At 54.7% G+C, this 15,051-nt stretch carries 17 protein-coding genes; 16 read left to right on the top strand and 1 reads right to left on the bottom strand.

Features of this window, described 5'->3' with window-relative positions; genetic code table 11:
- Positions 1–172 precede the first annotated feature (172 nt).
- On the top strand, positions 173–1,834 hold the full coding sequence (gene mqo / locus OGY08_RS05475) for a malate dehydrogenase (quinone) (RefSeq protein ID WP_125362693.1): 1,662 nt from the start codon (positions 173–175) through the stop codon (positions 1,832–1,834).
- Positions 1,835–1,927: 93 nt separating this feature from the next.
- Here the strand turns inward: mqo and eco are convergent, their stop codons facing one another.
- Positions 1,928–2,425: a serine protease inhibitor ecotin gene (gene eco / locus OGY08_RS05470; protein WP_125362706.1), complete on the bottom strand. Its 498-nt coding sequence runs from the start codon at positions 2,423–2,425 to the stop codon at positions 1,928–1,930.
- 413 nt (positions 2,426–2,838) lie between these two features.
- On the opposite strand from eco, the gene napF reads away from it, so the two are divergent.
- The 15 genes from napF (at position 2,839) to OGY08_RS05395 (ending at position 15,024) form a co-directional block, all read left to right on the top strand.
- The gene (napF, locus tag OGY08_RS05465; RefSeq protein ID WP_125362692.1) at positions 2,839–3,330 is read left to right on the top strand and encodes a ferredoxin-type protein NapF; all 492 of its coding nucleotides are present in this window, start codon (positions 2,839–2,841) and stop codon (positions 3,328–3,330) included.
- Entirely contained in the window at positions 3,320–3,583 is a 264-nt protein-coding gene (gene napD / locus OGY08_RS05460) for a chaperone NapD (RefSeq protein ID WP_003027560.1), read from the top strand. Before napF ends, napD begins: the two co-directional genes overlap by 11 nt.
- A complete protein-coding gene (gene napA, locus OGY08_RS05455; protein WP_008785300.1) occupies positions 3,580–6,066 on the top strand; it encodes a nitrate reductase catalytic subunit NapA in 2,487 nt (828 codons plus the stop codon). The genes napD and napA overlap by 4 nt, the downstream gene beginning before the upstream one ends.
- A gap of 6 nt (positions 6,067–6,072) precedes the next feature.
- Entirely contained in the window at positions 6,073–6,768 is a 696-nt protein-coding gene (gene napG, locus OGY08_RS05450; protein ID WP_003834629.1) for a ferredoxin-type protein NapG, read from the top strand.
- Positions 6,755–7,618 carry a quinol dehydrogenase ferredoxin subunit NapH gene (napH, locus tag OGY08_RS05445; RefSeq protein ID WP_003027552.1) on the top strand — a complete coding sequence of 288 codons (864 nt, stop codon included), beginning with the start codon at positions 6,755–6,757 and terminating at the stop codon, positions 7,616–7,618. Before napG ends, napH begins: the two co-directional genes overlap by 14 nt.
- Positions 7,615–8,064 (top strand): nitrate reductase cytochrome c-type subunit, encoded by a 450-nt coding sequence (gene napB / locus OGY08_RS05440; RefSeq protein WP_003834627.1) that lies wholly within the window; start codon positions 7,615–7,617, stop codon positions 8,062–8,064. Before napH ends, napB begins: the two co-directional genes overlap by 4 nt.
- Positions 8,065–8,073: 9 nt before the next feature.
- On the top strand, positions 8,074–8,676 hold the full coding sequence (gene napC, locus OGY08_RS05435; RefSeq protein ID WP_003027548.1) for a cytochrome c-type protein NapC: 603 nt from the start codon (positions 8,074–8,076) through the stop codon (positions 8,674–8,676).
- A gap of 20 nt (positions 8,677–8,696) precedes the next feature.
- Entirely contained in the window at positions 8,697–9,317 is a 621-nt protein-coding gene (ccmA, locus tag OGY08_RS05430; RefSeq protein WP_008785298.1) for a cytochrome c biogenesis heme-transporting ATPase CcmA, read from the top strand.
- Complete coding sequence (gene ccmB, locus OGY08_RS05425; protein WP_048215891.1) at positions 9,314–9,973, top strand: heme exporter protein CcmB; 660 nt, start codon at positions 9,314–9,316, stop codon at positions 9,971–9,973. The genes ccmA and ccmB overlap by 4 nt, the downstream gene beginning before the upstream one ends.
- A gap of 76 nt (positions 9,974–10,049) precedes the next feature.
- The gene (locus tag OGY08_RS05420) at positions 10,050–10,787 is read left to right on the top strand and encodes a heme ABC transporter permease (protein ID WP_003027538.1); all 738 of its coding nucleotides are present in this window, start codon (positions 10,050–10,052) and stop codon (positions 10,785–10,787) included.
- Positions 10,784–10,996: a heme exporter protein CcmD gene (gene ccmD, locus OGY08_RS05415; RefSeq protein WP_048215892.1), complete on the top strand. Its 213-nt coding sequence runs from the start codon at positions 10,784–10,786 to the stop codon at positions 10,994–10,996. Before OGY08_RS05420 ends, ccmD begins: the two co-directional genes overlap by 4 nt.
- Positions 10,993–11,472 (top strand): cytochrome c maturation protein CcmE, encoded by a 480-nt coding sequence (gene ccmE, locus OGY08_RS05410; protein ID WP_003834619.1) that lies wholly within the window; start codon positions 10,993–10,995, stop codon positions 11,470–11,472. The genes ccmD and ccmE overlap by 4 nt, the downstream gene beginning before the upstream one ends.
- On the top strand, positions 11,469–13,424 hold the full coding sequence (locus OGY08_RS05405) for a heme lyase CcmF/NrfE family subunit (RefSeq protein ID WP_125362691.1): 1,956 nt from the start codon (positions 11,469–11,471) through the stop codon (positions 13,422–13,424). The genes ccmE and OGY08_RS05405 overlap by 4 nt, the downstream gene beginning before the upstream one ends.
- Positions 13,421–13,978, top strand: coding sequence for a thiol:disulfide interchange protein DsbE (dsbE, locus tag OGY08_RS05400; RefSeq protein ID WP_003834613.1), 558 nt, complete (start codon positions 13,421–13,423; stop codon positions 13,976–13,978). Before OGY08_RS05405 ends, dsbE begins: the two co-directional genes overlap by 4 nt.
- Positions 13,975–15,024: a cytochrome c-type biogenesis protein CcmH gene (locus tag OGY08_RS05395; protein ID WP_125362690.1), complete on the top strand. Its 1,050-nt coding sequence runs from the start codon at positions 13,975–13,977 to the stop codon at positions 15,022–15,024. The genes dsbE and OGY08_RS05395 overlap by 4 nt, the downstream gene beginning before the upstream one ends.
- Positions 15,025–15,051: the final 27 nt, after the last annotated feature.

Below are 15,051 nucleotides of genomic sequence, written 5' to 3'. Positions count from 1 at the left end.
ATGATTGTCAATAACCGCATAAATTATCAACGTATTAATAACATTTTTAAAATTTAAATATAATTTATAAACTTTATTTAATTATTTTTACTTAAGTGTTACCGTTGGTGCCGTTCGATTTTCACCTGCATTAAAAGCAAAAAAGCGATACTAAAAGTAAGGCATTAACATTATGAAAAAAGTGACTGCCATGCTCTTCACCATGGCCGTTGGGCTGAATGTTGTCTCGATGGCGGCAAAAGCGAAAGCGGCGGAAGAGCAGGAAACGGATGTACTGTTGATTGGCGGCGGCATCATGAGCGCCACGCTGGGAACCTATTTACAGGAGCTGGAGCCGCAATGGTCAATGACCATGGTTGAGCGACTGGATGGTGTAGCGCAGGAAAGCTCAAACGGCTGGAATAACGCCGGAACCGGCCACTCCGCACTGATGGAGCTGAACTACACGCCTAAAAAGGCCGACGGTAGCATCAGCATTGAAAAGGCTGTCGAAATTAACGAAGCCTTCCAGATTTCCCGCCAGTTTTGGGCCTATCAGGTCAATAATGGTGTAATGCATGAACCACGCTCTTTTATCACCACCGTTCCGCACATGAGTTTTGTCTGGGGTGACGAGAACGTGAACTTCCTGCGTGCCCGTTACACCGCACTGCAGCAGAGCACGCTGTTCCGTGGTATGCGCTATTCCGAAGACCACGCGCAGATCAAAGAGTGGGCGCCGCTGGTCATGGAAGGTCGCGATCCGCAGCAGAAAGTCGCAGCAACGCGTACCGAGATTGGTACTGACGTGAACTACGGCGAAATCACCCGCCAACTGATTACCTCATTGCAGAAAAAGCCCAACTTTGCGCTGCAGTTGAGCACCGAAGTGCGTGGCTTTAAGCGTAATGCCGACAATAGCTGGACTGTCACAGTCGCCGATCTAAAAAATAACGAAGCGGAACACGATATCAAGGCGAAGTTTGTCTTTATCGGTGCCGGTGGCGCTGCGCTGAAGCTGTTGCAGGAAACCGACATTCCGGAAGCGAAAGGCTATGCCGGATTCCCGGTTGGCGGGCAGTTCCTGGTTGCAGAAAATCCGGATGTGGTCAATCGCCACCTGGCGAAAGTGTACGGTCAGGCCTCCGTTGGCGCGCCGCCGATGTCTGTACCGCATATCGATACCCGTATCCTTGATGGCAAGCGCGTTGTGCTGTTTGGGCCATTCGCGACATTCTCCACCAAGTTCCTGAAAAACGGTTCATTGTGGGATCTGCTCAGTTCGACCACCACCTCGAACTTTATGCCGATGGTCAACGTGGGTCTGGATAACTTCGATCTGGTGAAATATCTGGTGAGCCAGGTGATGCTCAGCGACGACGACCGTTTTGCTGCGCTGCAAGAGTACTATCCACAGGCGAAAAAAGAAGACTGGCGTTTATGGCAGGCGGGCCAGCGTGTGCAGATCATCAAAAGCGATGCGGAGAAGGGCGGCGTGCTGCGTCTGGGCACTGAAGTCGTCAGCGATAAAGAAGGCACGATTGCAGCGCTGCTGGGAGCTTCTCCGGGCGCATCAACCGCGGCACCGATCATGCTGCATCTGATGGAAAAAGTGTTTAAAGATAAAGTAGCCAGCCCCGAGTGGCAGGCGAAGCTGAAAACCATTATTCCGTCTTATGGTACTAAGCTGAACGGTAACGTTGAGGCTACGGAACAAGAGCTGCAGTACACCAGTGAGGTTCTGGGTCTGAAATATGACAAGCCGCAGGTTGCTGATGAAGCACCGAAACCACAACTGAAACCTCAGGCACAACCGCAGCCTGAACAGAAAGTCGTTGCGGATATAGCGCTGTAAAATAAAATGCCGGATGGCACTATGCTTATCCGGCATTGTTTATGCATCTGTAGGCCGGATAAGGCGGTACGCCGCCATCCGGCACATTCTCACTTAGCGCGTGACTGCGTCCTGAATTTTGTCTTCCGCTTTCCAGATACGGTATTTAACGTCCACGTTTTCCGGGGTGTAGACCACAATCGGCAGCTTGCTGTTGTAACGCAGCATTCCGTCATCACCCAGATGCGCAGTAATGAATTTCTTCTCTGTCTTATCGTCCGGGCAGGCCATCATGGTTGAAACCGGAGACGTAACTTTGTCAAAGACATAGTAGTCATATCCCCAACCTTCCAGCGTTTTGCTGTCCAGTTCTCCGCCCAGGCGGTGTTGGTTACAGTCAACTTCCAGCGTTTGTCCGATCAGCAGTTCTACTTTCAGAGTAGATTCATCTTTCTCAGGGGTAAGCTGGATAACCTGGCGCTTCATACCCTTTTCCGCCTTGGGATAAGGGGCGACTTTTTCCAGCGGCTGAGCGGCGGTTTCGTTACTGGCAGCCCATGCAGAGGTGCTGGCAAAGGCGGCGAAAAGTACGGCAGGGGCAATTGTCTTCATCTTATTGTTCACAGTGTTTCCTTTCTTCTGTCTTATGAACGAGTCTGTAGCAGGTTAACATATTTGGATAATCTATTAATCTGGATTTACTTATATTTAAAGTGTATTCGATAGTTTTTTTCTGCCAAAGTAGCGATATATCCTAGGAATTATCCTAAAATTGAGATCTTTGTCTTTTTGAATAATCCGTTATATACATGGTTATATAACTCATTGAAATGTGAGCAAAAGCGCATTTTTTCCCGCCAACTCAACACTCCTTTGATCCGGCAACAGCATTTACCCCAATTGGGGTATGCACCTCTAACACATCCTGAAATATCTTACGGCTAAAAATAACTACTCATAAATAGTGCAGTTTTTTATGTCGTTCAACCCGCCGAGGGAGGGCGTCATTATGGAAGGACAATGTCATGGTTGATTTATCCCGTCGAGGTATGTTGACAGGCAGTTGGCGAAACGCCAGCGCAGGGATCCGTCCGCCGTGGAGCAAGGAAGACTCTCACTTTCTGGCCCATTGCCTCCGTTGTGACGCCTGTATCCAGGCGTGCGAAACCGACATCCTGCAGCGAGGCCAGGGTGGTTACCCGAGCGTAAATTTCAAACACGGCGAGTGCAGCTTTTGCTATGCCTGCGCAGAAGCCTGTCCCGAATCACTTTTTCTTCCGCGCCACACCAGGGCATGGGATCTGAATTTTACGATTGGGGAAAACTGTCTCGCACATCAGTCCGTTGAATGTCACCGCTGTCAGGATAGCTGTGAGCCCATGGCAATAACCTTTCGTCCCTCGCTGTCCGGCATTTATCAGCCGCAGCTCGACAATCAGGACTGTAACGGATGTGGCGCCTGTGTCGCTATCTGCCCGGTATCAGCCATTAACGCGGAGTACAACCATGGACAATAACTGGCAGGTCTGCAGCCTGGTCGTTCAGGCCAAAAGCCAGCATATCAACGATATCGCCACGCAGTTGCGTTCTTTTCCCGGTTGCGAAGTTGCACTCAGCGATGTGGAAAGTGGTCAGTTGATTGTGGTGGTGGAAGCTGAGCAAAGTGAAACGCTAATGAAAACAATTGAGTCAGTACGCAACGTTGCGGGCGTACTGGCGGTGTCGCTGGTTTATCACCAGCAGGATGAGCAAGGTGAGGAAACACCATGAAACTCAGTCGTCGTAGCTTTATGAAAGCTAACGCCGTTGCGGCCGCTGCGGCGGCTGCCGGGTTAAGCGTGCCGGGCGTTGCCCGCGCGGTAGTCGGTCAGCAAGAAGCCATTAAATGGGACAAAGCCCCGTGCCGTTTTTGCGGGACGGGCTGTGGCGTATTGGTCGGAACGCAGCAAGGGCGTGTTGTGGCATGCCAGGGCGATCCGGATGCGCCGGTTAACCGTGGGCTCAACTGCATCAAAGGTTACTTCCTGCCGAAAATCATGTACGGAAAAGACCGTTTAACGCAGCCGATGCTGCGCATGAAAGACGGCAAGTATCACAAAGAAGGCGAGTTCACCCCGATTAGCTGGGACCAGGCCTTTGACGTGATGGAAGAGAAATTCAAAACGTCGATGAAAGAGAAAGGCCCTGAGTCTATCGGTATGTTCGGCTCTGGCCAGTGGACGATTTGGGAAGGTTATGCCGCTGCCAAATTGTTTAAAGCGGGTTTCCGTTCCAATAACATCGACCCGAACGCACGTCACTGCATGGCCTCAGCGGTAGTCGGCTTTATGCGTACCTTCGGTATGGATGAACCGATGGGCTGCTATGACGATATCGAACATGCCGATGCCTTCGTCTTGTGGGGCGCGAATATGGCGGAGATGCACCCGATCCTGTGGTCGCGCATCACCAACCGTCGTCTGTCCGATCCTAACGTGAACGTCGCGGTTCTCTCCACCTTCCAGCACCGCAGCTTTGAGCTGGCGGATAACGGTATGGTCTTCACGCCGCAAACCGATCTGGTGATCCTCAACTACATCGCGAACTACATCATTCAAAACAATGCGATTAACCAGGATTTCTTTAGCAAGCACGTTAACCTGCGTAAAGGCGTGACGGACATCGGCTACGGTCTGCGTCCAACCCATCCGCTGGAAAAAGCGGCGAAAAACCCGGGATCCGATGCTTCTGAACCGATGAGCTTTGAGGATTACAAAGCCTTCGTTGCTGAGTACACGCTGGATAAAACCGCCGAAATGACCGGCGTACCGAAAGATCAGCTGGAACAGCTGGCGCAGCTGTATGCCGATCCGAAGAAAAAAGTCATCTCCTACTGGACGATGGGCTTTAACCAGCACACCCGCGGCGTGTGGGCCAACAACCTGGTCTATAACCTGCACTTGCTGACTGGCAAAATCTCCCAGCCAGGCTGCGGCCCGTTCTCTCTGACCGGCCAGCCTTCAGCCTGCGGCACCGCGCGTGAAGTCGGTACGTTCTCCCACCGTCTGCCTGCGGACATGGTGGTAACGAACGAAAAACACCGCGATATCTGTGAGAAGCACTGGAATATTCCGTCAGGGACCATTCCGGCAAAAGTTGGTCTGCACGCCGTGGCGCAAGACCGCGCGCTGAAAGATGGCAAGCTCAATGTCTACTGGGCGATGTGTACTAACAACATGCAGGCCGGTCCGAACATCAACGAAGAGCGTATGCCGGGCTGGCGTGATCCGCGTAACTTCATCATCGTCTCCGATCCGTACCCGACGATCAGCGCCCTGTCGGCTGACCTGATCCTGCCGACCGCGATGTGGGTAGAGAAAGAAGGCGCCTACGGGAACGCGGAACGCCGTACACAGTTCTGGCGTCAGCAAATTAAAGCGCCGGGCGAATCGAAATCGGATCTGTGGCAACTGGTGCAGTTCTCTCGTCGCTTCAAAACAGAAGAAGTATGGCCGGAAGAGCTGCTGGCACAAAAACCGGAACTGCGCGGTAAAACGCTGTATGACGTGCTGTTTGCTACGCCAGCAGTAACGAAATTCCCAGTGACTGAACTGGCTGAAGATCAACTGAACGATGAATCCCGCGAGCTGGGCTTCTATCTGCAAAAAGGCTTGTTCGAAGAGTACGCCTGGTTTGGCCGCGGTCACGGGCACGATCTTGCGCCATTTGACGATTACCACAAAGCGCGCGGTTTACGCTGGCCAGTCGTTGAGGGTAAAGAGACCCAGTGGCGCTACAGCGAAGGCAACGACCCTTACGTGAAAGCAGGTGAAAGCTACAAGTTCTACGGTAAACCGGACGGTAAAGCGGTTATCTTCGCGCTGCCATTTGAGCCTGCTGCTGAAGCGCCGGATAAAGAATATGACCTGTGGCTGTCTACCGGACGTGTACTGGAACACTGGCATACCGGCAGTATGACGCGTCGTGTGCCTGAACTACACCGTGCATTCCCGGAAGCCGTGCTGTTTATCCACCCGCTGGATGCAAAAGCACGCGATCTGCGCCGTGGCGATAAGGTCAAAGTGATTTCCCGTCGTGGCGAAGTGATTTCGATTGTTGAAACACGCGGTCGTAACCGTCCGCCGCAGGGGCTGGTGTACATGCCGTTCTTCGATGCCGCACAGCTGGTGAATAACCTGACGCTGGATGCGACGGATCCGCTCTCCAAAGAGACGGATTTCAAGAAGTGCGCCGTGAAACTGGCGAAGGTGTAACGCGTTATGTCCCGGTCAGCAAAACCCCAAAATGGCCGCCGCCGCTTTCTGCGCGATATGGTTCGCGCAGCGGGCGGGCTGGCCGTCGTTGGCGTGGCGCTGGGGTTGCAACAACAAACCGCACGCGCAACCGGCGTGCGGTTGCGCCCGCCAGGTGCACTGAGCGAGGAGGCATTCGCCAGCGCCTGCGTACGTTGCGGTCAGTGCGTTCAGGCATGTCCCTATGACACGCTGAAGCTGGCAACGCTGGCCTCCGGGCTGGCGGCCGGTACGCCATATTTTGTCGCCCGTGATATTCCCTGCGAAATGTGTGAGGACATTCCGTGTGCCAAAGTCTGCCCGAGCGGCGCGTTGGACAGGGAAATTGAATCCATTGACGATTCGCGTATGGGGCTGGCGGTACTGCTGGATCACGAAAACTGCCTCAACTATCAGGGATTGCGCTGCGACGTTTGCTATCGCGAGTGCCCGAAAATTGATGAGGCGATCACCCTGGAGCTGGACCGCAATATGCGTACCGGCAAGCATGCGCGGTTTATTCCGACCGTGCACAGCGATGCCTGTACCGGCTGTGGGAAATGCGAAAAAGTCTGCGTACTGGAACAGCCAGCAATAAAAGTGCTGCCGCTGTCGCTGGCGAAAGGGGAGTTAGGACACCATTACCGCTTCGGTTGGCTGGAGGGGAACAATGGCAAATCGTAAACGTGATGCCGGGCGTGAAGCGCAGGCAAAAAAAGGATGGTGGAAGAGTCATCGCTGGCTGCTGCTGCGTCGTTTGAGTCAATTTCTGATACTGGCGATGTTCCTCAGCGGCCCGTGGCTTGGCGTGTGGATCCTGCATGGCAACTACAGTAGCAGCCTGTTGCTGGACGCTATCCCGTTCACCGATCCGCTGATTACTCTGCAAAGCCTGGCCAGCGGGCATCTGCCGGCGACGGTGGCGTTAACGGGAGCAGCTATCATCACGGTGCTGTATGCCCTGGCCGGTAAGCGACTGTTTTGCAGTTGGGTTTGTCCCATGAACCCGGTTACCGATTTAGCCAGTTGGTTGCGCAGAAGGTTTGACCTGAATCAGTCCGCAACCCTGCCACGCCATATACGGTACGTCCTGCTGGTGGTTATCCTGGTCGGTTCCGCCCTGACCGGTACGCTGTTGTGGGAGTGGATAAATCCAGTCTCTCTGCTTGGACGGAGCCTGGTAATGGGATTCGGTAGCGGAGCGCTGCTGATCCTCGCGCTGTTTTTATTTGATTTACTGGTCGTTGAGCATGGCTGGTGCGGGCATCTTTGCCCACTGGGTGCGCTGTATAGCGTGGTGGGAAGCAAAGGGGCATTAACCGTTTCGGCAAAAGAACGTAACAGATGTAACCGCTGTATGGATTGTTTTCATGTTTGCCCGGAACCGCATGTGCTACGTGCGCCGGTGCTGGATGAGCAAAGTCCGGTGCAGGTAACCAGCCGCGATTGCATGGCCTGCGGTCGCTGCGTGGATGTCTGTTCTGAGGATGTTTTTACAATAACAACACGATGGAGTTCGGGAGCGAAATCATGAAAAGCCATGACCTGATTAAGACGCTGTGTCAATGGACGGCCCTGCTTGCCCTGGTCGTCAGTGGGGCCGTTTGGGCTGCAAATGGAGTGGATCTGAGCCAGTCACCGGAAGTCTCAGGAACACAGGAAGGGGCGATTCGCATGCCGAAAGAGCAAGAGCGCATGCCGCTGAACTATGTGAATCAGCCGCCGATGGTTCCGCATAGCGTTGAAGGGTATCAGGTGACGACTAACACTAACCGCTGCCTGCAATGCCACGGTGTGGAAAGCTATCGCACCACCGGTGCGCCGCGCATCAGTCCGACGCACTTTATGGACAGCGACGGCAAGGTATTGGCTGAAGTTGCGCCGCGTCGTTATTTCTGCCTGCAATGTCACGTTCCGCAGGCTGACGCCGCGCCGATTGTTGAAAATACCTTCACCCCCTCGAAAGGTTACGGGAAATAAGAGGTCATTATGGAAAATTCTAACCGTAAACCAGGCTGGATTAAGCGCGTCTGGCAATGGTGGCGTCGCCCCAGCCGTCTGGCGCTCGGCACGCTGTTGTTAATCGGCTTTGTGGGCGGCATTATTTTCTGGGGCGGCTTTAATACCGGTATGGAAAAGGCCAATACAGAAGAGTTCTGCATTAGCTGTCACGAAATGCGCAATACGGTATACCAGGAATACATGGAAACCGTACACTACAACAACCGCAGTGGTGTGCGAGCGACTTGCCCTGATTGCCACGTCCCGCATGAGTGGGGCCCGAAAATGATTCGTAAGATCAAGGCCAGTAAAGAGCTGTACGCGAAAGCACTGGGGCTGATAGATACACCGCAGAAATTTGAAGACCATCGTCTGACGATGGCGCAAAATGAGTGGCGGCGTATGAAAGATAATAATTCGCAAGAGTGCCGAAACTGTCACAACTTCGAGTTTATGGATTTAACCGCCCAGAAAGGCGTTGCGGCCAAAATGCACGACCAGGCCGTGAAAGACGGGCAAACCTGTATTGACTGTCATAAAGGGATAGCGCACAAACTGCCTGATATGCGCGAAGTCAAACCGGGCTTTTAACAGGATGTAGATAACCAGGTATGCTTGAAGCCAGAGAATTACTTTGCGAGCGAGATGACAGAATACTGTTCAGCAATCTGTCATTTCGCGTCAACGCAGGGGAATGGGTACAAATTACCGGCAGCAACGGCGCAGGGAAAACTACTCTGCTGCGGTTGCTTACTGGGCTGGCGCGTCCCGATGCAGGGGAGGTTTGCTGGCAAGAGCAGCCGCTGCATCACGTGCGGGACAGCTACCATCAGCAACTGCTGTGGATCGGACATCAGCCGGGGATAAAAACCCGGCTTTCGGCGTTGGAGAACCTGCGTTTCTTCCATCATGACGGCGACATTGCACAGTGTCTGGCTGCGCTGGCACAGGCGGGACTTGCCGGATATGAAGATATTCCGGTGAACCAGCTCTCCGCCGGACAACAGCGGCGCGTGGCGCTGGCCCGTTTGTGGCTGACCCGCGCCCGGCTATGGATCCTCGATGAACCCTTTACCGCCATTGATGTGAACGGCGTTGAGCGACTGACTCAGCGTATGGCGCAGCATACGGAGCAGGGCGGTATTGTTATTCTCACCACCCACCAACCGCTCAATGTCGAAACCGATAAAGTGCGACGTATTGCGCTGACCAGCGAGAGGGCAACGCAATGATGTGGCGAATCTTCCGTTTAGAACTGCGAGTTGCGTTTCGTCATAGTGCGGAAATCGCCAATCCTTTATGGTTCTTCCTGATTGTTATTACGCTGTTCCCCCTGAGCATTGGGCCGGAGCCGCAGCTACTGGCGCGCATTGCGCCGGGCATCATTTGGGTTGCGGCGCTGCTGGCGTCATTGCTGGCGCTGGAACGCCTGTTTCGTGATGATCTGCAGGACGGCAGCCTTGAGCAACTGATGCTGCTGCCGTTACCGCTACCGGCCGTGGTGCTGGCGAAAGTGATGGCGCACTGGGTCGTGACCGGCCTGCCGCTGTTGATTCTCTCGCCGCTAGTGGCGCTGCTGCTGGGCATGGATATGTACAGCTGGAAAATTATGGCGCTGACGTTGTTACTCGGAACGCCGACGCTGGGCTTCCTCGGTGCGCCGGGTGTGGGGCTGACGGTGGGCTTAAAGCGCGGCGGCGTGTTGTTAAGCGTGCTGGTGCTCCCGCTCACCATACCCTTACTGATTTTTGCAACCGCCGCGATGGATGCGGCTTCTATGCACTTACCGGTTGAAGGGTACATGGCAATTCTGGGCGCGTTGCTGGTCGGCAGCGCCACGTTAAGCCCGTTTGCCACAGCTGCGGCGTTACGGATAAGCGTGCAGTAACGAGAATTAGATGTGTAGGCCGGGCAAGGTGCTCTGGCACAACGGATTTTAATTTATGGAGTCTGGTGACTGAACTATGTGGAAAACACTTCATCAATTGGCGATGCCCCCTCGGCTCTATCAGATCTGTGGCTGGTTTATCCCGTGGCTGGCGATTGCCAGCGCGGTGGTACTGATAACGGGATGGGTCTGGGGCTTTGGTTTTGCGCCTGCGGACTATCAGCAGGGACAGAGCTATCGCATTATTTATCTGCACGTTCCGGCGGCAATCTGGTCGATGGGCATTTATGCCTCGATGGCTGTTGCCGCGTTTATCGGCCTGGTCTGGCAGATGAAAATGGCCAATCTGGCGCTGGCTGCGATGGCGCCGATTGGTGCAGTGTTTACCTTTATTGCGCTGGTGACCGGCTCCGCATGGGGCAAACCGATGTGGGGAACCTGGTGGGTCTGGGATGCCCGACTCACCTCTGAACTGGTGCTGCTGTTTCTCTACGTGGGCGCCATTGCGCTGTGGCATGCCTTTGACGACCGCCGTCTGGCAGGTCGTGCCGCCGGTATTCTGGTGCTGATTGGCGTGGTCAACTTACCGATTATCCACTATTCGGTTGAGTGGTGGAATACGCTGCATCAGGGTTCTACCCGCATGCAGCAAAGCATCGATCCGGCGATGCGTACGCCGCTGCGTCTGGCGATCGTCGGCTACCTGTTACTGTTTGTCACGCTGGCGCTGATGCGCATGCGTAACCTGATTTTGATGATGGAAAAACGCCGCCCGTGGGTGAGCGAACTGATCTTAAAAAGAGGCCGCCAATGACCCCTGCATTTGCATCATGGAGTGATTTTTTCGCGATGGGCGGCTACGCCTTGTATGTCTGGCTTGCCGTAGCGATGAGCGTTATCCCGCTGGTGGTGCTGGTACTGCATTCCACGTTACAACATCGCGCAATTTTACGCGGTGTAGCGCAGCAGCGGGCGAGAGAAGCGCGTATGCGTGCGGCGCAAGTGCAACGGGAGGCGGCGTGAATATTCGACGTAAAAATCGGTTATGGATAGCCTGTGCGGTACTGGCGGGTCTGGCATTGACCATTACGCTGGTGCTTTATGCGCTGCGTTCTAATATTGACCTGTTCTATACGCCGGGAGAGATACTCTACGGTAAGCGCGAAACGCAGCAGATGCCCGAAGTCGGTCAGCGCCTGCGCGTGGGCGGAATGGTGATGCCCGGTAGCGTAAAGCGCGATCCGCAGTCGTTGAAGGTGAATTTCAGTATCTATGACGCCGAAGGTGTGGTGGATGTCACCTACGAAGGCATTCTGCCGGATCTGTTCCGCGAAGGGCAGGGTGTCGTTGTTCAGGGCGAACTGGACGAAGGAAATCATGTGCAGGCCAAAGAGGTTCTTGCCAAACATGATGAGAATTACACCCCGCCGGAAGTCGAAAAAGCGATGCAGGAAAACCATCGTCGCCCGGAAAGTGTTTATAAGGATAAAACGTCATGATGCCTGAAATTGGCAATGCGCTGTTGTGCCTTGCGCTCGGCGTGGCGTTACTACTGTCGGTCTATCCGCTGTGGGGCGTAGCGCGCGGTGACGTGCGAATGATGGCCTCCGCGCGGCCTTTTGCCTGGGTTCTGTTTATCTGCGTGATGGGGGCGTTCCTGATTCTGGTCAACGCCTTCGTGGTTAATGACTTTACCGTCACCTACGTTGCCAGCAACTCCAATACCCAGCTTCCGGTCTGGTATCGGGTGGCAGCAACCTGGGGTGCCCATGAAGGCTCTCTGCTGCTATGGGTTTTGCTGATGAGCGGCTGGACGTTCGCCGTTGCGGCATTCAGCCAGCGTATGCCGCTGGACATCGTTGCCCGCGTGCTGGCGGTAATGGGGATGGTAAGCGTTGGCTTTCTGCTGTTTATTCTGTTTACCTCCAATCCGTTTGCCCGTACGTTGCCCAACTTCCCTATTGAAGGGCGCGACCTGAACCCGCTATTGCAGGATCCGGGACTGATTTTCCATCCGCCGTTACTGTACATGGGGTATGTCGGCTTCTCCGTGGCCTTTGCGTTTGCGATTGCCGCGCTGATGAGCGGACGACTGGACAGTACCTTCGCCCGTTTTTCGCGTCCGTGGACGCTGGCGGCGTGGGTGTTCCTGACGCTGGGTATTGTGCTCGGTTCGGCCTGGGCCTATTACGAGCTGGGCTGGGGCGGTTGGTGGTTCTGGGATCCGGTTGAGAACGCCTCGTTTATGCCATGGCTGGTGGGAACGGCGCTGATGCACTCGCTGTCGGTAACCGAACAGCGTGCCAGCTTTAAAGCCTGGACGCTGCTGCTGTCAATCTGCGCATTCTCGCTTTGCCTGTTAGGTACTTTCCTGGTGCGCTCCGGCGTGCTGGTATCGGTGCATGCCTTCGCCTCCGATCCGTCGCGCGGGATGTTTATTCTGGCCTTTATGGTATTGGTGATTGGCGGCTCCCTGCTGCTGTTTGCGGTGCGCGGTCACAAGGTCCGCTCACGGGTGAACAACGCGCTGTGGTCGCGTGAATCTCTGCTGTTGGGCAACAACGTTCTGCTGATTGCCGCCATGCTGGTGGTGCTCTTGGGCACGCTGCTGCCGCTGGTGCACAAACAGCTGGGTCTGGGCAGCATTTCGATTGGCGAACCGTTCTTCAACACCATGTTTACCTGGCTGATGGCGCCGTTCGCGCTGTTGCTGGGAATTGGGCCATTAGTGCGTTGGGGCCGTGACCGACCGCGTAAACTGAAAACGTTACTGATTATCGCGTTTGTCACCACGCTTGTTCTGTCGCTGCTGCTGCCGTGGTTGTTTGAGGATCGCATTGCCGCTATGACGGTGGTAGGGCTGGCGATGGCATGCTGGATATTCGTGCTGGCGATGTCCGAAGCGTTCCTGCGTGTTTCCCGCGGAACGAAGTTAACACCAAGCTATTGGGGCATGGTGTCGGGCCACGTTGGGCTGGCGATTACTATTGTCGGTATTGCCTTCAGCCAGAACTACAGCGTTGAACGCGATGTGCGCATGAAAGCAGGTGATAGCGTTAGTATCCATAACTATCAGTTCACGTTCCGCGAAGTGAAAGATATTACCGGACCTAACTACCGGGGCGGTGTCGCCATTATTGGCGTTACCCGAGATGGTAAACCGGAAGCCACGCTGCATGCGGAAAAACGCTTCTATAACAGCACCAGTTCGATGATGACCGAAGCGGCAATTGACGGCGGATTCACGCGCGATCTGTACGCCGCGCTGGGTGAAGAACTGGATAACGGCGCATGGGCTGTGCGTCTGTACTACAAACCGTTTATTCGCTGGATTTGGGCCGGAGGATTGCTGATGGCGCTGGGCGGATTGTTCTGCCTGTTTGATCCACGCTACCGTCAGCGCACGCGTCCTCGCGCAGCGGTGCAAAAAAATGCGTCGGAGGTTGTATGAAGCGCAACGCACTGTTAATTCCGTTTATTATTTTTCTGATCATTGCAGCGGCGCTGCTGTGGCAGCTGGCGCGTAACGCTCAGGGAGACGATCCCACGAATCTGGAATCGGCGCTGATCGGCAAACCCGTTCCGACATTTCGCCTGGAGTCGCTGGAGAATCCGGGTCAGCATTATCAGGCCGATGTGCTGACCCAGGGCAAACCGGTACTGCTGAACGTCTGGGCGACCTGGTGTCCGACCTGTCGCGCCGAACATCAGTATCTGAACCAGCTATCTGCACAAGGCGTGCGGGTGGTGGGTTTGAACTATAAAGACGATCGTCAGAAAGCCATTGTCTGGCTGAAAGAGCTGGGCAATCCTTACTCATTAAGCCTGTTTGACGGCGACGGTATGCTTGGTCTGGATCTTGGCGTGTACGGCGCGCCGGAAACGTTCCTGATCGACGGTAAAGGTATTATTCGCTATCGCCATGCCGGTGATTTGAATGCCAGGGTGTGGGAGAGCGAGATCAAACCGTTGTGGGATAAGTACAGTAAGGAGGCTGCGCAATGAGATTTTTACTGGGCCTGCTGATGCTGGTTATCTCGGGATCTGCGCTGGCGACCATCGATGTGATGCAGTTTAAGGATGAAGCGCAGGAGCAGCAGTTCCGTCAGCTTACCGAACAGCTGCGCTGTCCTAAATGTCAGAACAACAGTATCGCCGATTCTAACTCAATGATTGCCACTGACCTGCGCCAGAAAGTGTACGAACTGATGCAGGAAGGGAAAAGCCAGAAAGAGATTGTCGACTACATGGTGGCGCGCTACGGCAACTTTGTCACTTACGATCCGCCGTTGACGCCGCTTACTGTGCTTTTGTGGGTGATGCCGGTGGTAGCGATTGGTTTGGGCGGCTGGATTATTTTTGCCCGTACTCGCCGACGCGTCCGGGTGAAGCTTGAAGAGTTTCCTGACGACGTTATCCCGGATGGCAAGCGCGGTGGATTTGGGTTGTTTGTGCCCGGCATCGTGGTGGCGCTGATCGTTGGCGCGGTGAGCTATTATGAAACCGGCAACTATAAGCAGGTTCAGGTCTGGCAGCAGGCCACCGCTCAGGCTCCGGCGCTGCTGGAACGCGCGTTGGATCCGAAAGCTGACCCGCTCAATGAAGAAGATATGACACGTCTGGCGCTGGGGCTGCGCACGCGTTTACAAGCCGATCCTACAAACGTTGAAGGCTGGATCATGCTTGGGCGTATTGGCATGGTACTCGGTAACGCCAGTACGGCCACTGAAGCCTATGCCAATGCCTATCGACTGGATCCTAAAAACAGCGATGCGGCGCTGGGTTATGCGGAAGCACTGACCCGTTCATCCGATCCTGACGATAACCGCCGGGGAGGGGAGCTGTTACGCCAGCTGGTGCGCGGCGAGCATGCCAACGTGCGGGTTCTCAGCATGTACGCGTTTAACGCTTTTGAACAGCAGCGCTTCGGCGAGGCGGTTGCGGCGTGGGAGATGATGCTGAAATTATTACCGGCCAATGATACCCGTCGGGCGGTGATAGAACGCAGCATTAAGCAGGCGATGGAGCAGCTAACGCCGCAGGAGAAGTAAGAGTCCAGATTACCCGAAGGCGTGCTG

It is taken from the genome of Citrobacter sp. Cpo069, from assembly GCF_030332785.1.
GTDB lineage: Bacteria > Pseudomonadota > Gammaproteobacteria > Enterobacterales > Enterobacteriaceae > Citrobacter > Citrobacter portucalensis.
The sequence above is the reverse complement of the archived record's forward strand: the minus strand, read 5'-3'. Positions and strand labels throughout refer to the sequence as shown.